The sequence below is a fragment of the Paraburkholderia sp. CNPSo 3272 genome, assembly GCF_024206495.1.
Classification (GTDB): Bacteria; Pseudomonadota; Gammaproteobacteria; order Burkholderiales; family Burkholderiaceae; genus Paraburkholderia.
In genome coordinates this window covers 33,528-52,256 of the sequence record NZ_JAMBPQ010000033.1, presented here as the reverse complement: position 1 = coordinate 52,256, position 18,729 = coordinate 33,528, and the positions used below count along the sequence as shown (strand labels likewise).

Here is an 18,729-nt window from a genome sequence, read left to right as displayed (position 1 = left end):
GGCCGGAATGAAACGCGGAGTAAAGAAAATGACGGACAGGCTTCCTGAGCGGGCACCGGTAGTAATCATTGGCGGTGGCATCATCGGTGCATCGACGCTTTATCACCTCGCCAAGGCCGGCATTGAAGGAGCCGTTCTTCTCGAACGCGACAAGTTCGCATCGGGAACGACCTGGCATGCGGCGGGGATTGTGGGCCAGCTGCGCGACTCAAAGGCTCAGACCGAGCTGGCTCAATATACGACGAACCTTTTCAAGTCCCTTGAAGCTGAAACCGGTCAGGGGACTGGCTACAAGGAAAATGGTTCGATGACCATCGCGCTTACGCCGCAGCGACACGAGCTTGTGAAGCGTGCGGTGTCGGCCGCCAAGCGCCTCGGCGTGGCGGCCCACTATCTCACGCCCGACCAGATCAAGGAGTCATGGCCCCTCCTGAGTGTCGAGGATGTGCTTGGCGGGATGATTGTTCCGTCGAACGGGCAGGTAAATCCGCTTGATGTGACGAACGCGCTCATCAAGGGAGCGAAGCTGCGCGGCGCACGCGCATTTGAAGAGACACCGGTCGAAGATCTGATCATCCGCAACCGGAAAGTGGTGGGGGTGAAGACGACGAAAGGCGAGATTGCCTGCGAGCGGGTTCTGGTCGCGGGTGGCATGTGGTCCCACAAGTTCGCGAAGCGCTTTGGCGTGCCCGTTCCGCTCCACGCGGCCGAGCACTTCTACATCGTCACCGAAAGCATGCCTGGTCTGGACCGAAAGACGCCGGTCCTTACCGTTGCCGATGAGCGTGCCTATTACAAGGAAGATGCCGGGAAACTGCTCGTCGGCGGGTTCGAGGCATCCGGGAAGGCATGGCCAGCCGCCGGTACCGACATCCCGACGACTTTCTCATTTGACGAGATTCCGCCGGACCTCGAGCACATGGAGCCTCTGCTGGAGAAAGCATTCGCCCGTGTGCCGCGACTCACGGAGACCGGCATCCAGCTCTTTTTCTGCGGACCAGAGAGCTTCACCCCGGACGGTCGCGCGTACATGGGACCGGCGTCGGAAGTAGATGGCCTGTTCATCTCGGCGGGCTACAACTCGAACGGGATTCTGTCGTCTGGCGGCGCCGGCAAGGTGATGTCCGAATGGATCATGCAGGGTCTTCCCCCCGTTGGCATGGGTGCACTTCACGCGCAGCGTGCGATGCGGTTCCAGTCGAACACACGATATCTGCGCGAGCGGGTCGTCGAGTCGATCGGCCTGCACATGACCTTGCATTGGCCCGGCCATCAGTTCGAGACCGCGCGCGGAGTGCGCCATATGCCGGTCCATGACCGACTGATCGCCGCTGGCGCAGTAATGGGTGAGCGTGTGGGTTGGGAAATGCCGCTCTACTACGCTGATCCCGCTGCCCCAGTGGCGCGCGAGCCGAGCTTGGGATATCAGAGCTGGTTTCCTCTGGTGGAACAGGAGTGTCTCGCGGCGCGCGACGCGGCGATCTTCGTCGATCAGAGCTGCTACGCAAAATTGCTCGTTACCGGACCGGATTCCGTCGAAGCATTGAACGCGGTTTCGGCCAACGAAGTCGACGTGCCGGTTGGACAGTCCGTGTACACGCAGTGGCTCAATGAGCGTGGCGGCATCGAGGCGGATATTACGATCACGCGTCAGTCCGACACTGACTTCTTCGTCATCACGGGCCACCCGAGCCAGGAGCGGGATAGGGCATGGTTTAAGTCGCACGTTCCAAGTGGCCTGAACGTGACGATTTTCGACGTGACCAGCCAGTTCGGCATGTTCTCGGTTTCAGGACCGAAGTCACGAGAGATCCTGCAAGCGTTGACGGATGTCGATCTCTCGAACTCGGCGTTGCCGTTCGGGGTCGCAAAAGAGATCGACGTTGGCTATGGCCGTGCCTGGGTGCTGCGTCGCTCCTTTTTCGGCGAACTCGGCTACGAGATCTATCCCACGACGGATCTCTGCCGTCACGTGTATGACGAGCTTCATCGCGTTGGCAAGCCTCTCGGCCTGCGTCATGCGGGATTCTTCGCCATGGGCCATTGCCGTCTCGAGAAAGGCTTTGTGCATTTCGGCCACGACATCGGCGAAGACGACACTCCGCTGGAGGCAGGTTTGCGCTTTGCGGTTGCCATGGATAAGCCAACGCCGTTTGTCGGACAGGAGGCGCTTCGCCGGCAGATAGAAGCTGATCCGCTGGAAAGTCGGCTCGTGAATGCGCGAGTCACCGGCGCGTCGCTTGAACAGGGCCCGTTCCTGTTGCGTAGCGAACCGGTATGGAAGGCGGGGGAAATCGTCGGTTATGTCACATCAGGCGCATGGGGCTTCCGCATTGGCGCGTCTCTCGGGATGGTCGCGGTGCGCCATACCGGCGGCGTGACGGCCAACTGGCTGAACGAGGGGGGCTTCGAAGTCGAAGTGGCGGGCGTCCGTTACCCGATCGAACTGCAATTCGCATCGTTTTACGACCCGAAGAGCGAACGCTTGAAGTCGTAGTGAACCTCGAGTCCCCGGCGATGCGAGAGGACAATCTGAAGTTGGAGTCAGCATGACAGACGAAATGGTAGACAGCCGGTATGCAGCGTTGTTCACGCCGGTCAAAATCGGGCCTGTGATAGCGAAGAACCGGTTCTTCGCGGTTGCACACAGCGCCGGTATGGGCTTCGCCCAGCCGCACGCCACGGCATCACTGCGGGCGATGAAGGCAGAGGGGGGATGGTCAGTCGTGTGTACCGGGGTTTGTGAGATCGATGAGACCTCGGACATGATGGGGCACCAGAACGACAGGCTGTGGGACGAACACGACGTCGCATGCCATCGACTCGCAACGGCCGAGATTCATCGACATGGTGCACTCGCGGCGGTCGAGCTGGCGCATCTCGGGCTAGGGGCGAGAAATCTCTACAGCCGGGTCGCCGCGCTCGGTCCGGGCAGTCTGAAGTGCACATCAGCGTACGTTCCGACGCAGTCGATGCCGATGACCGTTGCCGACATCCAGGCGTTTCGCGCATCGCATCGGCGGGCCGTGCGCCGCGCGATCGATGCGGGCTACGACATCGTCTATGTGTACGCGGCGCACGACCGCGCGTTGCCTCTGCACTTCCTCTCCACCCGCTACAACAAGCGGACCGATGAGTATGGCGGCTCGCTCGAGAATCGCATGCGACTGCTGAAGGAGCTAATCGAAGATACGCTCGACGAGGCTGCCGGGCGGTGCGCTGTTGCGGTCCGGTTTGCGGTTCACGACTTTACAGGCGGCATCTCGCTGAAGGAAGAAGGTCGGGCGGTCATCGAAGCGCTGGGTGAACTCCCGGATCTGTGGGATGTGAACGTGAGCCCCTGGTCTTTCGACTCGTCGACGGCAAGATTCGCCGAGGAGGGCTTCCAGGACGACTACATCGGCTTTGTCAAGAAGCTGACGAGCAAGCCCGTGGTTGGTGTGGGGCGCTTCACGTCCCCAGATGCGATGGTGTCGCGAATCAAGAGCGGCCTGGTCGATTTCATCGGTGCCGCCCGTCCCTCGATTGCGGACCCGTTCATACCCGAGAAGATCAGGACCGGCCAGATCGATGAAATTCGCGAATGCATCGGTTGCAACGTCTGCGCGTCAACCGAGATGTATGGCGTACCGATCCGGTGTACGCAGAACCCCACAATCGGAGAAGAGTGGCGCAAGGCATGGCACCCCGAAAAACTCAAACCGGTGTCGAAGCAGGAGCGCGCTCTGGTTGTCGGTGCAGGCCCGGCAGGCCTTGAGGCCGCGCTGACGCTTGCGCGCCGCGGCGTAGAAGTCTCCCTGGTGGAGCGTGAAAGCTATCTCGGAGGACGGATAGAGTGGGAGTCAAAGCTACCTGGCTGCCAGACGTTGGCTCGCGTTAGAGATTACCGCGTCTATCAGCTTGAGCGGATGAGCAACGTTCAGATCTACCGCGGCTCGCCGGTCGAAGCTGACGACATCCTGCAATTTGGCGCGCACCGGGTCGTGCTTGCCTCCGGCGCGAGCTGGAGGACAGATGGCGCCGGACCGGGCACGCCAAACGGACTTTCTTTCGGTGGCGGCGTTACCGTCCTCTCTCCGGAAGCCGCGCTGCGGGAGCCCGCGCTGACGGGCCCCGTCGTGGTTTATGACGACGACCACTACTACGTGGGTCACGGCGTTGCGGAATGGCTGAAGGCGAAAGGGCACGACGTCACCCTGGTGACTCCCCTCGCGGACGTTTCGCAGTGGTCGTACTACACACTCGAACTGAGGCGACTCGAAGAACGGCTTGAAGATGCGGGAATCGTTTGTGTCACGAAGAGCAAGATCAAGGAGGCGAAGGACGGATCGGTCGTCGTGGCTTCCGGCAAACGCCTGACTTCGCTTGCCTGCGGAACGGTGATCCCTGTGACGCTGAGGGAACCCAATCGCCGGCTGCTTGACGCCATGGAACTTCGCAAGGACGAGTGGCGTGACGCCGGCATTGAATCGGTCACGCTCATTGGTGACGCGCTCGCCCCGGGAACAGTGGCGGCGGCGGTATATGCGGGCGCAGCCTACGGCCGTGAGCTCGGCGAGCCTCAGCGCGCCGAGTCGTTCCTGCGCGAACGCGCAACGCTCTGAGTCGGCCTCCCTTCGTTTTGCTCACTTTATAGATAACGCGACGCATCATGACCCTTACCACCAAACTTCCGAATACCTATGTGCTGCGGGTCACCTGCCCGGCAGCTGTGGGAATCGTGGCAGCAATTAGCGGCTACCTTGCCGCGCATGGCTATTACATCAACGAGATGTCGCAGTACGACGACGAAGAGACGCAGCGGTTCTTCCTGCGCGCGGTGTTCCAGGCGCAAGGAGAGATTGCCGATGACGACCGCGACATGCTGATCGGATTCGAAAACCTTGCCGCGCGTTTCAACATGGAGTGGACAGTGCGTCGTTCGGATCGGCCGCGAAACACGGTCCTCATGGTCTCCAAGTTTGACCATTGCCTGCGCGACCTTCTCTATCGATGGGAAGCAGGCGAACTCAACATGGAGGTCGTCGCAATCGTCTCGAACCATGAGACGCTCAAACACATCGCAGTCCGCTACAACCTTCCGTTTATCTACCTGCCGGTCACGCCGGAAACCAAGGCGAAGCAGGAAGCAGCGTTGCGCGCTTTGGTAGCGGAGAGGAAGGCCGAACTGGTAGTGCTGGCGCGCTACATGCAGATCCTCAGCGACGACATTGCCCGTGATCTGCACGGTAACTGCATCAATATTCATCATTCGTTCCTGCCTAGCTTCAAGGGCGGATCGCCATACGCACAGGCACACAAGCGTGGCGTGAAGCTGATCGGCGCAACGTCTCACTATGTAACCGGTGACCTCGACGAAGGTCCGATCATCGAGCAGGACATTCGTCGCATCGACCATCGCTATTCAGTCGCAGAAATGCAGGCAATCGGCCGCGACGTGGAATGTCAGGTGCTCGCTCGCGCGGTCCGCATGCACCTCGAGGAGCGCGTATTTATCGATGGGAACAAGACGATTGTCTTTTCCTGATCCACATCGTTAGCCAGACGAAGGTTGAGGTCATCAATGGCAGCAAAGCTGATTGACGGGAAGGCGTTCTCGCAGTCCCTTAGAGGAAAGATCGCGACGGCGGTCGCGTGCCTTAAGCACGAACACAACGTGACGCCGGGACTTGCTGTGGTCCTCGTTGGCGAAGACCCCGCGAGTCAGATCTACGTAAAGAACAAGGCACGACAGACTGTGGAAGCGGGAATGCTCTCGTTCGAGCACAAGTTGCCTGCAACAACTTCCGAGGCAGAGCTGCTCTCGTTGATCGAGGAGCTTAATGCCGATGCTGCTGTGCACGGAATACTTGTCCAGCTTCCTCTGCCGGCTCACATCGCAGAAAAGGCGGTCATTGAGAGCATCGCGCCATGCAAGGACGTGGACGGCTTTCATCCTGAAAACGTGGGACAAGTCGCCTCCGGGGAGGGCGGCGTCGTGCCATGTACACCCTTGGGGTCCCTGATGTTGATCAAGGATGCACTGGGAGACCTTTCGGGAAAGACTGCAGTCGTTATCGGTCGCTCAAATATTGTCGGGAAGCCGATGGCTCAACTGCTTCTTGCCAACAATTGCACGGTGACCATCGCCCATTCCCGTACGCGCGATATCGCGTCGGTAGCGCGAGCGGCCGACATCATTGTTGCTGCAGTCGGCCGCCCGGAGATGATCAAGGGCGACTGGATCAAACCCGGGGCGTGTGTCATTGACGTCGGGATCAATCGGGTCGACAAGCTGGATGGCACGGGTCATCGGGTGGTTGGTGATGTTGCTTTTTCCGAGGCGTCGGAAGTGGCAGGGAATATCACGCCGGTTCCTGGCGGGGTAGGGCCGATGACGATCGCGTGTCTGCTTGCGAACACGTATCTGGCCGCTTGCCGGTCGGTAGGTGCGACTGCAGTCGACATCTTCTGAATCGCGGGCGCGGGCGCCCGTGCCTCGGGAGTGGACTGGTGAATGAAAGGATCGAAGTATGAAAATTGTTGTAGGCGTCAAGCGAGTCGTCGACTCGAACGTGAAAGTCCGGGTGCGCGCGGACGGGACTGCTGTCGACATCAACAACGTGAAGATGTCGATGAATCCGTTCGATGAAATCGCGGTGGAGGAGGCTGTCAGGCTGAAAGAAGCGGGTGTAGCCACGGAAATTGTCGCTGTATCTGCTGGGCCCGCGCAATCGCAGGAGACGCTCCGCACTGCATTGGCAATCGGCGCAGACCGCGCAATCCTGATCGACACAAACGCGGATCTGCAACCCCTTGCGGTCGCAAAGCTACTGAAGGCTGTTATCGACAAGGAGCAGCCGCAACTCGTCATCCTCGGGAAGCAGGCGATCGACGATGACTCCAACCAGACTGGTCAGATGCTCGCGTCGTTGGCCGGCTGGCCTCAAGGTACCTTTGCCTCAAAGGTTACCCTGGAGGGAAAAGACGCAACCGTTGCGCGAGAGGTCGACGGTGGAACCGAGACGGTAGCCCTCACACTGCCTGCGGTGGTAACGACCGATCTTCGACTGAACGAACCTCGCTATGTGACGTTGCCCAACATTATGAAGGCAAAGAAGAAGCCGCTCGAGACGACGACGCCCGAGTCGCTGGGCGTTGATGTGTCTCCGAGGCTAAAGACTCTCAAGGTTGCGGAACCGCCGACGCGCAGCGCTGGTGAGAAAGTCGCAGATGTAACGAAGCTGGTTGAAAGGCTGCGTGAGGCCAAGGTACTTTGAGTAAAGGGAGACAGCAAATGACGATTCTTGTAATTGCGGAACACGACAACACCTCGCTCTCCCCGGCGACACTAAATGCAATTTCGGCGGCTTCGGTCATTTCGACCTTCGAGGATGGTGCAGTCGAGGTTCTTGTCGCAGGTCACAACGCAGCCGCCGTTGCTGAACAGCTCACGAGCGTGGCGGGTGTCAGCAAGGTGCTTTACGCGGACGCGGGGCACCTGGAAAACGGTTTGGCAGAGAATGTCGAAAGTGCGGTACTCGAGGTGCTTCGTAATCCGACGCGCCAGTATTCTCACCTGGTTGTTGCCGCGACAGCATACGGGAAGAGCATTGCCCCGCGGGTCGCTGCTCAGCTGGATGTGGCGCAGGTGAGCGATGTAATCGCGGTGCTTGGCGCGGACACTTTCGAGAGGCCGATCTACGCCGGGAATGCCATCGCGACGGTGCAGTCCGTGGATACCATGAAGGTAGTCACCGTACGCACTACTGCATTTCCGTTGGCTTCAATCGGAGGTGGCGCGACGGTCGAATCGGTTTCGCCTGGACACGACGCGGGCGTATCACGGTACGTGGGCCGCGAACTGACGAAGTCAGAGCGGCCGGAGCTTACTGCGGCGCAAATCGTCGTATCCGGAGGCCGCGGACTCGGTAGCGGTGAAAACTATGAGGGCGTCCTCGCGCCGCTCGCCGACAAGCTGGGCGCTGCGCTTGGCGCATCGCGCGCGGCAGTCGATGCAGGATTTGCACCCAACAACTATCAGGTTGGGCAGACCGGCAAGATCGTTGCCCCCCAACTCTATGTCGCGGTCGGCATCTCTGGCGCGATTCAGCATCTGGCGGGCATGAAGGATTCGAAGGTAATCGTGGCGATCAACAAAGATCCGGAAGCACCGATCTTTAGCGTAGCCGATTTAGGTATCGAAGGTGATCTGTTCGAGGTTGTGCCGGCGCTGGTGAAGGCACTCGACTAACTTTTCATTAACGCGAAAATGATCAAACACACACCGTATTATCACAAGCTCGTCGCTGCGGGCGCGAAGCTGCAGGACCGCGGCGGATTCGCCACGCCGAATTTCTTTACCTCTATTGCCGACGAACACAAGGCGGTGCGCGAACGCGCTGGAATGTTCGACGTGTACTACCAGGTCGGGGTTGAGATCAGTGGCAAGGATGCCGAAGCGCTGCTTGCGCAGGCACTGGTCAATGACGTACGGCGCATGCGTGATGGCGGCGTGATCTACAGCTCAATCTGCAACGAGAAGGGTGGGATCATCGACGATCTGACCTGTTTCCGGTTCGACGGCAACAGGTTCTGGCTGTCTCCGACGCCGTCACGCGTTCAGGCTGTAGTGACGGCCGTTTGCAAGCTCATTGGTGGGCGCAGCGTGACGGTGACCAACCTGGGCTACTCGAATGCGTATCTCTCTGTCCAGGGGCCGTCGTCACGAGAACTTCTCGGTGCGCTGACCGATGCAGATATCTCAGCCGATGCGCTCAAGTATTTCAACTTTACGCATGGGAAACTGGGAGACGTGCCACAAGCCATGATCTCCCGAACGGGATACTCGGGTGAGCTTGGATTTGAACTGTTCTACCCGGTCGAATACGCGGAGTATGTCTGGGGTCGCGTTTCCGATGCGGGAAAACAGTTCGACATCCGTCCGTGCGGGATGAAGACGATGCGCTCGCTTCGAATCGAAAAGTCCTATCTTCTGTACGGCCTTGATATCAACGAAGACACCGACCCTCTGTCGGCCGGACTCGGCTGGACCGTCAGGTTCGACGATCGTGACTTCGTCGGGCGCGGCGCACTGGAAGCAGTCAAGTCGGCAGGTCCAAAGCAGCATCTGAGGCTGATCGACACCGGGGCAATCCACCCGATCGTGCACGGGGAGAAGGTTCTCCACAATGGTGAACAGGTCGGCGTGGTGACGTCGGGCGATCCGGGATTCCATATCGGCAAGACTTTTGCTTTTGCCTATCTGCCATCCGGGCTGGATTCGAATGGCACCCAGGTCCAGATACAGCTTACTGACGGAAGCGCAACCGTGACCGGAACCGTCGTCGACCGCGCGCCGTATGACCCGGAGCGGCGTCGCCTGACCTCCTGACCGCGACGTTGGTCACCTGCGGCCGAGACGTTCTCCCCCTTGCGAGCGAGGACGTCGAGTGCCGAGAGATTGTAGACAGGGCCTTGATGTGGGCGCCGGAAGTTGGTCCGAGTTGTCGTCGCCTGCGACGACCCGCAGGTATGATCCCCGTGCAGCTGGGTGCCGGCGGATGGCCGAAACCCCACCCTTCCACCAGTCGTGCGCACGTACGATGGTTTTGCAGGACACTCTGATGCCCGCGCATCGTCCAGAAGTTCGAGTCGGGGTGTAGGCGGTGGCCGTTACTGTGCTACGTGGCGTGACAACTCAAGCAATTGCGCAACAAACTCCTGCTTGCGAGCCTTCGAGAATTGCGACGCGCCAAGCGCTTCCGCGAGCCATAGTCCATCGGTCGCCATGCGGATGACGTCCGCAGTTGCCGGGCTGATACCATCGTTTCTCGCGCGCTGTGACCATCTACCGTGAGCGTTCTCATACAGCTTTTTCACGGCGCTGTCCTTTCCGAAGTATGCGACGATCAGCGCGGCAGAAGCGAGGCTTTCGGCTTCTGTTATCGAATTCGTATCAAACGTGGCGCGTACGTATGCACGCAACCATCCTCCTGGCTCATTGTCGTCGCGAGCCATGCTGTCGACCGAAGCTTCGAAGTTGGCGAACGCGAACACGAGCAGTTGATGAACAAGCTCGTCCTTGGTCTTGAAGTGGTAAAAGACGCCGCCTTTGCTCATATTGGCGGCGGACGCTACCTCTTCGAGTGTCAAGGCGCCAACGCCATGCTGAAGAATGAGCCTTTCGGCAGCCCTGAGAATTGTGTCGCGATTGTTTGGCCGCATTACCCGATCCTGATACTCATCCTCACAGTATATCGGAGCCATCAGTCGTCGGGATCGGGAAGCAGGTTACCTACATATTCGGATAGTTGGGGCCACCGCCACCTTCCGGCGTGACCCAGACGGTGTTCTGCGTCGGGTCCTTGATGTCACAGGTCTTGCAGTGCACGCAGTTCTGCGCGTTGATCTGCAGGCGGTCGCTGCCGTCGTCGTTCTTCATGAACTCATACACGCCCGCGGGGCAAAAGCGCGCTTCGGGGCCCGCGTAGGTGCGCAGGTTCACGTTCACGGGCACGCTCGCGTCCTTGAGCGTGAGGTGCGCAGGCTGATTCTCTTCGTGGTTCGTGTTCGAGATGAACACCGAGGAGAGCCGGTCGAACGTGAGCTTGCCGTCAGGTTTCGGATACTCGATCGGCTTGCACTGCGAAGCGGGCTTGAGCATCTCGTGGTCGCGGTGCTGGTGATGCAGCGTCCAGGGCACGTTGCCGCCCATGAGCTTCTGCTCGATACCCACCATCAGCGTGCCCAGGTAGAGGCCCTTGCTCATCCACTGCTTGAAATTGCGCGCCTTGTACAGCTCCGTGTGGAGCCACGACTGCTTGAACGCTTCCGGATAGGCCGCGAGTTCATCGCTCTGGCGACCGGCCTGGACGGCTTCGAACGCCGCGTCCGCAGCCAGCATGCCGGTCTTGATGGCCGCGTGGCTGCCCTTGATGCGCGAGGCGTTCAGGAAGCCTGCGTCGTCGCCCACAAGCGCACCGCCCGGGAATACGAGCTTCGGCAGCGACATCAGGCCGCCTGCCGTGATGGCACGAGCGCCGTACGAGACGCGCTTGCCGCCTTCGAGGTACTTGCGGATTTCCGGGTGCGTCTTGTAGCGCTGGAATTCCTCGAACGGCGAGAGATACGGATTCTGGTACGCGAGACCGACGACAAAGCCCACCATCACCTGGTTGTTGTCGATGTGGTACAGGAACGAGCCGCCGTACGTATCCGATTCGAGTGGCCAGCCGGCCGTGTGGATCACGAGGCCGGGCTGGTGCTTCGAAGGGTCGATTTCCCACAGCTCCTTGATGCCGATGCCGTAGACCTGCGGGTCCGAGTCCTTGCCCAGCTTGAACTTCTCGTTCAGTTGACGGCCCAGATGACCGCGACAGCCTTCGCAGAACAGCGTGTACCTGGCGTGCAGCTCCATGCCGAGCTGGAAGTTCTCGGTGGGTTCGCCATCCTTGCCGATGCCCATGTTGCCGGTGGCGACGCCCTTCACCGAGCCATCGTCGTTGTAGAGCACTTCGGCAGCGGGAAAACCGGGGAAGATTTCGACACCCAGCGCCTCGGCCTGCTGACCCAGCCAGCGCGTGACGTTGGCGAGGCTGATGACGTAATTGCCGTGGTTCTTGAAGTTGTCGGGCAGCGCCCAGTTCGGCACGCCCTTCGCGCCGGTTTCCGTAAGGAACAGGAACTTGTCCTCGGTCACGGGCACGTTCAGCGGCGCGCCTTGCTCTTTCCAGTCCGGAATCAGCTCGTTCAGGGCACGCGGATCCATGACCGCGCCCGAGAGGATGTGCGCCCCGATTTCCGAGCCTTTCTCCAGCACGCAGACGCCGATTTCAGCGCCTCTTTCCGCGGCCTGCTGCTTCAGGCGGATCGCGGCAGACAGCCCGGCGGGGCCGCCGCCAACGATCACCACGTCGTATTCCATCGACTCGCGGGAATGAAAATGCTTGTCGCCCTGATTGTCCGTTGCCATCTGTCGCCTTGATAGTCGGGTTTGTGTCGCTGTCGGAGACAGATTTTCTGGGCCGTTGACCCGAGCGACAATCAGTCTTAAGGCTGAATGTGTTCTCAGCCGTGCGTGGCGGATGCTTTGTTCAGTCCAATCAAGCGCGTGTACCATGAACCAAACTCTGCGATCTTGCTTTCCTGAGCGGAATACGGACCGGGGCGATAGGTGCTGGAGCAGACCCCCGCTTGATTGTTTTCGGTTATGGTCTTGTCTTCCAGCAATGTGACTGTCCACACTGCCTTGATGTTCTCCGGATCGTAGTCGACGCCTTCCTGAGCATCCTTCGAGACAAGCCAGAAGACTTCGACGTCGGTCGAAAGAGGTCCGCGCGGATTGAACCGGAAACCGATAGCGTGGTCGCTGTTGGCGAGTAGCACACTCACAGGATTGAATACGCATCCCGTCTGCGCGCCGTCGTACTCTCGCTCTTTGACGATCAGCGGAGCTACAGCTTTGCCATCGAGAGACTCGGTTGCATTGCCCCTTCCGATCGGTAGGCGGCCCGCAGACTGGAAGTAGGGTGTGTCAGGTCCGTCTGCGAACATGTCGGTCTGTCGGCCTGCGTGACGCTCTGCTGCTTCCCACGCGCTGAACGTCTCCATGTACTTCGCAGCGAGCCCATCCGACGAACCAGGCCCCGCGCCGAACGCGAGCATCTTCATCTCGTCGTGCACTGAGCAATAGGTGGGGTGGGCCGGTTTGCAGTGGTAGCACTCAAAGAAATTTTCGATGACGAGCTTCCAGTTGGCGGTCGTCGGAAATACCTGCCGAACGGCCACTTTGGTGCTGGTCAGATCGTGTCGCTCAAGTATCGGACCGAAGCGCGCAATGAAGTCCTCGAAGGAAGGCCCCTTGTCCCTCGCGAGGTTGATGAAGATCAGGCCGTTGAAGACACGTACGTTACAAGGATTGAGTCGGTATTCTGCAGCCGGGAAGTCCTGAGGCATATAACGCGCTGCTTTGAGATTGCCAGCGAGATCGTACGTCCAGGCATGATATGGGCACGTCAGTGCCCGAGCGCTGCCCTGTTTCTCGAGGCAGATACGCGAGCCACGATGACGACACACGTTGTAGTGTGCGTGCACGGAGTTGTCCTTGTCACGGACAATGATGATGCTCTCGCTGCCGACATCGACCGTGAAATAGTCGCCTGGCCGCGCAATACGGCTTTCATGATCCACCAACAGCCATTGGGACGTAGCCAGCGCTTCGATATCGCGAGCGAAGACGGCCGCATCGCGATAGAGATCTCGTGGCAGCGAGAAACCTTCTCGCCACTCGTGGGTTGCGGACTGCAGTTCGACGGTCGACATATGTTCCTCATCAATGGTTCGGTTATGCGGGGCCAAAATTCAGAGATTCAGCGTTAGATATCCGTGCCCTCGGGACACGCAAGGGCACATCAGGCGTTGAGCGTTCCTCTCTTCATCCGAGAGAGCGTCGTCCAGATGGGTGACCGACCCGGAAATCACTTCGGTCGCGCACATTCCGCAAACACCCTGCTCGCAGCCGCTTGCAATGGACACGCCGTTGCGGCGGAGCACCTCGATCAAGGTTTCATGGCCGCCCACTTCGAGCGTCGCGTTCGACTTTGCAAGGTGAACGATGAAGGGGCGGGCGTTTGCGTCCGGGGTGGCAGCACCGAATGCTTCGGTATGTACGGAAGCGCTGGGGAGCAGTTGAGATGACAACCCGGAAAGCGTGGACATGAAGCCATCGGGCCCACAGGCGTAGATAAATCTGGATGCGGCTTCGGCCTTCAGCGCCAGTTCCATTTCAGCGGCGATACGATGCCGATCCAGATCGAGATAGAGTTTGAGGCGGCCTTCGAATCTGGAGAGTGAAAGCGCTTCTTGCAGATCGTCAGAATCGTCGCTACGAGTGAAGTGATGCCAGGTGTAGGGTCGCGCCAAGGAGTCCAGTTCATGGGCCATCGACAGGATCGGCGTAATCCCGACTCCGGCCGAGAACAGCAGATGTGGTCCGACGTCGTCAACAAGCGAAAAACCATTGCGCGGTATGCCAATTTCAAGCGTCTGGCCTGCCGATAGTGTGTGGATCGACTCCGATCCACCTCTCGACTCCGGCTTGACCAGAATGGACAAGGTGGAGGTGTCTCGGGGATTACCGCAAAGCGAGTATTGCCGCACTGCGCCGCTGGGGGTAGTCACGTCGATGTGAGCGCCGGGCACGTACGAGGCAAAAGGGGAGCCATCGTCGCGGACCAGGAAAAACAGCTTCATTTCGGTACCGACGCGTTTGACTGTATCGATTAGAACCTTCATTTGTCACTCGTAACTATACCGGCCAGTCGGTATAGTTACGGTTCAATAACCGGGCGTCAATAGCCGTGTGCCGCGTTGAGGGTAAACACCGGCGGGGACCTTCCTGGTTTGCAGGCGCGCTTGGAGAACGATCCAACCAATGGTGGATTCCGCGATGCCCACCGGCCTCATACAGTCCGGGATGGGACTTCGACACTTTTCAGGACGGCTGCTGTGAGTGAAATGCAAACTTGGGCGGCGACAATTAGCTTGGCCGGTCGTTGACGTTGGTTTTGGCCGGTGGTGAGGAGTCGGAGGCGGCGTAGCCGCCGGAGGCGACGAACCACCGGCGGCGCCGCGTCGGCGGGGAAATAGGATGGCTGATCGATTCCTAAAGAAGAAGCGGTCAGCACATGTCTGGAACCCGCATCACCGACCAACAGGTTCGCCTCTACATGAACAAGCGCAAACACCATCCGCAGGAAGTCGCGGCCGCCAAGGCAGGAATAAGCGTGCGCAGCGCACGCCGCATCGAGCGTGACGCGACGTTGCCATCCCAGAAGCCGCGGCGCTCCTGGCGTACGCGTCCCGATCCATTCGTCGATGTCTGGGACAGCGAGGTCGTGCCGTTACTACGCAACGCCCCTCATCTGATGGGCATCACGATCCTGCGCAAGCTGCAGGATGATCACCCGGGCTGCTATCCCGACAGCATGCGTCGCACGCTGGAACGACGCATTTCTCAATGGCGGGCGCTCGAAGGTCCCAGCCAGGAGATCTTCTTCCCCCAGGAGCATCAACCCGGCGTGCGCGGGTTGTCTGACTTCACCGATATGAGCAAGCTGTGCGTGACGATTGGCGGCGCGCCCTTCGAGCACCGGCTGTATCACTTCGTGCTGGCGTTCTCGCGCTGGGAGTACGCCTGCGTCGTTGAGGGTGGTGAGAGCTTCGAAGCCCTCGCCAACGGTTTGCAGAACGCTCTATGGCAGGCGGGAGGTTGCCCGCGCGAGCATCGCACCGACAGCCTGTCAGCCGCCTTCAAGAACCTGAGCGAGAAGGAGGACTTCACGACCCGTTACAAGGCGCTGCTCGATCACTACGAGATGCAGGGCACGCGTAACAATCGCGGTCTGGGCCACGAGTATGGTGCGGTAAAAAATATGTGCTGCTCGATTACGAACTAGGCCAAGGCGGTACCTTTGTGGAAAGCGAACAGCACATATTATTCGGTTACAAGGTGCGGAGGAAGGTCATCAGGTCGGGCTGATCCCGCCATTGCTTTTGTCCTTCGGCACCGCCTTCCACTTCGCATGTCGCTAGCGCCCGCGCCTTTGTTTCCAGATTGATCTCGGCGTAGATATTGGTCGTCTCCAACGAAACGTGCCCAAGCCAGCCGCGTATCGTATTGATGTCGACACCGGCCTGGAGTAGTAGCGAGGCGGTCGTATGCCGAATCACATGTGGGTGCACATTCTTGCCGGCAAGCGACGGCGCGTTGGCTGCAGCACGGATAGCGCAGCGCTTGACCAATGCATGAATGCCGGAGCGCGTCATCGTCTGGTGGAATCGATTGAGGAACACCGGCGCGTCTGCGGCCCTCCCCTCGGACTCTGAGCGCAACGCATCGAGTGTGGATTTCCAGAGCGGGCAGCGGCGATGTCTGTTCCCCTTGCCGACGATGCTGACCGAGCACGTGTGCCAGTCAACGTCGCCAATCTTGAGCTGCGCAGCTTCGCTTGCACGCGCTCCTGAGTTAAACATGAAGAGCAGTAACGCATGTTCGCGCTGCCCCTGCGCTGTATTGACGTCAGAGGCAGCGAGCAGGGCGTCCATTTCCTGCCTGCTAAGGTAGCTGATCTCCGGCCGACTGGTTCTCTTGACAGGAATCAGATGAATCTGTGCCCACCAGTCGACGTATTCAGGCGCATGTTCGCCGATGAAACGAGCCAGCGCATGGATGCCGCCAAGCCGCTGATTTCGTGTGCTGACCGTACAGTGGCGTTGTTCTTCCATGTGCGTCAGGAACAGACGGACCATTTGCGCGGAGAGATCATCAACGGTCAGGCGATCGATCCGCTTGTCGACCTTGGCGGCTAAATACGGAAGCAACAGCATGAGCATGTCGCGGTAACTTCTTTGCGTATTGACGGCAAGGTTACGTTCGCCCACCAGATACTCAATCAGGAAACGTCGGATCCACGGACCCAGCAGGGATGAGTTATTCATGTTGCACCTCAAGGACGTATGTTTCAAAGCGCGTGCTCGCTGCATTCAGCAACTCGGGCGTCAGGGTAAGGTAGCGTTGGGTGCCCGCGAGATCGATGTGGCCGAGATAGGTCGCGAGCTGCGGCAACAACAGTTGCAAATCCGCGCCGCAGCGATACAGGCGATTAGCCGGTGCACTGCGCCTGAGTGTCGCAAATCATGCAGCCTCGGCTGGCAGGACGCACCGCCTTCGCGTTGGATATTTGCCAGAGTACGCTGTCGCTGAAAGGCCTTGCGCACAGCTTTCTGGCTCAGGGGGCGACCATCGCGTAAGCAGAAGAACGGCGCATCCGGTGCCTGCCCAAATCTCTGGTTGCGTTGCCGGGCATAAGTTTGCATCGCTCTATTCAGATCTACGCCTAGCGGAACCAGCCTGGATCTATAGAATTTGCTCTCGCGCACGTGCAGGACGGCTTCGTCGAGATCGACGTCCTGCATGGTTAGCCGCAAGGCTTCGCCATGGCGGAGGCAACCGCCGTACAGAATGAGAATGAGTGCACGCAAAACATATGCATCCAGCAGACCGCGTGGACTGCATGCCGCCGACGCCACGTCGAGCAGGCGCTTTAATTCCTGCTGCGAATAAATATAGGGTGTCAGCGGTGGCGGCAATCTCGGACTGTAGCGAGGAAGCGGCGAAGCCTGGACATATCCACGCGAGAGAGCAAAACGAAACAGGCAGTCAAGTACAGACCTTCTCTTCCGCCAATGGTTAGTCAGCGGCCTGTTGCCTGTCAGAAAGTCCTGTACCTGTCCGACCGTGACCGATTCCACATCAATGTTGCCATCAACCCGGTGGCAGAATGAGGCAAGCGTGGCCGCCTCGGAATTGAAGCGCATGCCCAACGCCCGTTTGTGGCTCACGTATTGGGCGACGAGTTCGGAGAGCTTCATAGCAGACTCCCCAGATCGATTTCGGCTACACACCGCAGTCCGGTCAGGTCGACCTTCGCATAGATTCTCGTCGACGAAGCGCTGCGATGGCCGAGGTGATCACCGATCTCCTTCAGCGCAAAACCCGCGTCGAGTAAGTGCCGGGCGTTGGCGTGCCTCAGGCAATGTGCGCCACGCCGCGGAATATCGATGCCCAGCGTCGTGAGACGCGAGCGGACAATGCCGCTTACGCGTCCGGGTGACAGCGGTCGGATCGGCGCCTCGACCGACAGGAAGAGCTCTCGATGGTCGCTTCGTGGACGCGCTTCCTTCAGGTAGCGCAGAATGGCGTTTCCAACGGTTGCCACCAGCGGATATTGCTGTGTGCAGCGTTGCTTCGGACGATTGACATGAAGGATCTCGCCGCACCAGTCGATGTCCTCCAGACGGAGCCGTACTACCTCGCCGCGCCTCAGTCCGTAAACAACCAGCAGCATGATCATCGCACGGTTGCGTAGATCGATCGTGCTCTCGCCGACAAAGCTGGCGACAAACCTTTGCACGTCATCCCAGTTCAGCCCGAGCGGCAACCCCTCCTCTCTATACACCACAGGTGCCTCAATGCCCGACGCAACGTTGGTAGCCCACCCTTGTCCTTCTGCGTACCGGAAGAAATTGCGCAGCGTGCTCGCAAGCGCGTGCAATGAGACTCTGCTCCAGCCGCGGTTGCCTTGATAGGCGAGGTAGGTGTCGACATCGTGGATGGTGAGAGCATCGAGTGCCTTGTCAGGGCGACAGACCATTGCCAGAAAATGGCCGATCTCATCACGACAGGTTGAAATCGTGGCAGAGGAAAGTCCTCGCTGGTCGCGCATGAAATCGACGTAGTGCTCGACATAGCGAACAAATGGTTCTTCTATAGGATGCCGTTCCTCCAGACGCCCCAGAAAACGCAGCCAGGCCGTGGCGGTATGGATGAACAGAAGCCGCGAGCTGCGGGACTCGTTCGTGCGCTCACTTCGGAGAAGTCGAATCCGATGGTCAACCGCAAACGCGATTTCCTCGTGCGTCATTAACCGCGGGCGGGACAGATCAATGCTCTGTGAGAAAACCAGCAGGATCCACGCGATCTTCCGAATCGACCTGAGCGGATAACCCTGTTCCTGACAATGTACGAGGAAGCGCTTCCTGGATTCCACGCAGGGCGCGAGATTGTGGGCAGCAAGAACATGCGGACGCGTAAAGAGAGTCTCGAACATGATATTCCCCCATCATTGATCAGTGGAATATCAGTATCAGCCTGAAAATTATGTCGTCATGGAAACGTCAACGCGATAG

The 18,729-nt window shown here is 59.3% G+C and carries 14 protein-coding genes and 1 pseudogene; 8 read left to right on the top strand and 7 right to left on the bottom strand.

All coding sequences use genetic code 11. The annotated features are described in order from the left end of the window. The first annotated feature begins 7 nt into the window (after nt 1–7). Genes M3I53_RS28925 through M3I53_RS28895 form a run of 7 tightly spaced genes read left to right on the top strand, consistent with a single transcriptional unit; the run spans nt 8 to nt 9,373 of the window. Nucleotides 8–2,497: an FAD-dependent oxidoreductase gene (locus M3I53_RS28925; protein WP_254319251.1), complete on the top strand. Its 2,490-nt coding sequence runs from the start codon at nt 8–10 to the stop codon at nt 2,495–2,497. 52 nt (nt 2,498–2,549) lie between these two features. Then, the gene (locus M3I53_RS28920; protein ID WP_254319250.1) at nt 2,550–4,604 is read left to right on the top strand and encodes an FAD-dependent oxidoreductase; all 2,055 of its coding nucleotides are present in this window, start codon (nt 2,550–2,552) and stop codon (nt 4,602–4,604) included. Nucleotides 4,605–4,651: 47 nt separating this feature from the next. Beyond that, nucleotides 4,652–5,527, top strand: coding sequence for a formyltetrahydrofolate deformylase (gene purU / locus M3I53_RS28915; RefSeq protein WP_254319249.1), 876 nt, complete (start codon nt 4,652–4,654; stop codon nt 5,525–5,527). Between the two features lie 36 nt (nt 5,528–5,563). Then, entirely contained in the window at nt 5,564–6,454 is an 891-nt protein-coding gene (gene folD, locus M3I53_RS28910; RefSeq protein WP_254319248.1) for a bifunctional methylenetetrahydrofolate dehydrogenase/methenyltetrahydrofolate cyclohydrolase FolD, read from the top strand. A 58-nt stretch (nt 6,455–6,512) separates the two neighbouring features. Continuing rightward, nucleotides 6,513–7,259: an electron transfer flavoprotein subunit beta/FixA family protein gene (locus M3I53_RS28905; RefSeq protein WP_254319247.1), complete on the top strand. Its 747-nt coding sequence runs from the start codon at nt 6,513–6,515 to the stop codon at nt 7,257–7,259. A gap of 17 nt (nt 7,260–7,276) precedes the next feature. Beyond that, on the top strand, nt 7,277–8,233 hold the full coding sequence (locus M3I53_RS28900) for an electron transfer flavoprotein subunit alpha/FixB family protein (RefSeq protein WP_254319246.1): 957 nt from the start codon (nt 7,277–7,279) through the stop codon (nt 8,231–8,233). 18 nt (nt 8,234–8,251) lie between these two features. After that, nucleotides 8,252–9,373 (top strand): aminomethyltransferase family protein, encoded by a 1,122-nt coding sequence (locus tag M3I53_RS28895; protein ID WP_254319245.1) that lies wholly within the window; start codon nt 8,252–8,254, stop codon nt 9,371–9,373. A gap of 281 nt (nt 9,374–9,654) precedes the next feature. Here M3I53_RS28895 and M3I53_RS28890 read toward each other — a convergent pair whose 3' ends face one another. The 4 genes from M3I53_RS28890 to M3I53_RS28875 all read right to left on the bottom strand — a co-directional run bounded on the left by M3I53_RS28890 (nt 9,655) and on the right by M3I53_RS28875 (nt 14,274). Then, nucleotides 9,655–10,206, bottom strand: coding sequence for a TetR/AcrR family transcriptional regulator (locus M3I53_RS28890; protein ID WP_254319244.1), 552 nt, complete (start codon nt 10,204–10,206; stop codon nt 9,655–9,657). Between the two features lie 70 nt (nt 10,207–10,276). Beyond that, nucleotides 10,277–11,953 carry an electron transfer flavoprotein-ubiquinone oxidoreductase gene (locus tag M3I53_RS28885; RefSeq protein WP_254319243.1) on the bottom strand — a complete coding sequence of 559 codons (1,677 nt, stop codon included), beginning with the start codon at nt 11,951–11,953 and terminating at the stop codon, nt 10,277–10,279. 95 nt (nt 11,954–12,048) lie between these two features. Beyond that, the gene (locus tag M3I53_RS28880; protein ID WP_254319242.1) at nt 12,049–13,302 is read right to left on the bottom strand and encodes an aromatic ring-hydroxylating dioxygenase subunit alpha; all 1,254 of its coding nucleotides are present in this window, start codon (nt 13,300–13,302) and stop codon (nt 12,049–12,051) included. A gap of 39 nt (nt 13,303–13,341) precedes the next feature. After that, nucleotides 13,342–14,274, bottom strand: coding sequence for a PDR/VanB family oxidoreductase (locus M3I53_RS28875; protein WP_254319241.1), 933 nt, complete (start codon nt 14,272–14,274; stop codon nt 13,342–13,344). A 392-nt stretch (nt 14,275–14,666) separates the two neighbouring features. Between M3I53_RS28875 and istA the strand changes: the two are divergent. Further along, nucleotides 14,667–15,413 (top strand): annotated as a pseudogene (istA, locus tag M3I53_RS28870) (IS21 family transposase); the annotation flags it as partial. A gap of 70 nt (nt 15,414–15,483) precedes the next feature. On the opposite strand, the gene M3I53_RS28865 reads toward istA, so the two are convergent. From M3I53_RS28865 to M3I53_RS28855, 3 genes are read right to left on the bottom strand one after another with little or no spacing between them, the layout of a single operon-like run. Next, nucleotides 15,484–16,479 carry a tyrosine-type recombinase/integrase gene (locus tag M3I53_RS28865; RefSeq protein ID WP_254319240.1) on the bottom strand — a complete coding sequence of 332 codons (996 nt, stop codon included), beginning with the start codon at nt 16,477–16,479 and terminating at the stop codon, nt 15,484–15,486. A gap of 60 nt (nt 16,480–16,539) precedes the next feature. Then, nucleotides 16,540–17,412 carry a tyrosine-type recombinase/integrase gene (locus tag M3I53_RS28860; protein ID WP_254319239.1) on the bottom strand — a complete coding sequence of 291 codons (873 nt, stop codon included), beginning with the start codon at nt 17,410–17,412 and terminating at the stop codon, nt 16,540–16,542. Next, entirely contained in the window at nt 17,409–18,650 is a 1,242-nt protein-coding gene (locus tag M3I53_RS28855; protein WP_254319238.1) for a tyrosine-type recombinase/integrase, read from the bottom strand. The genes M3I53_RS28860 and M3I53_RS28855 overlap by 4 nt, the downstream gene beginning before the upstream one ends. Nucleotides 18,651–18,729: the final 79 nt, after the last annotated feature.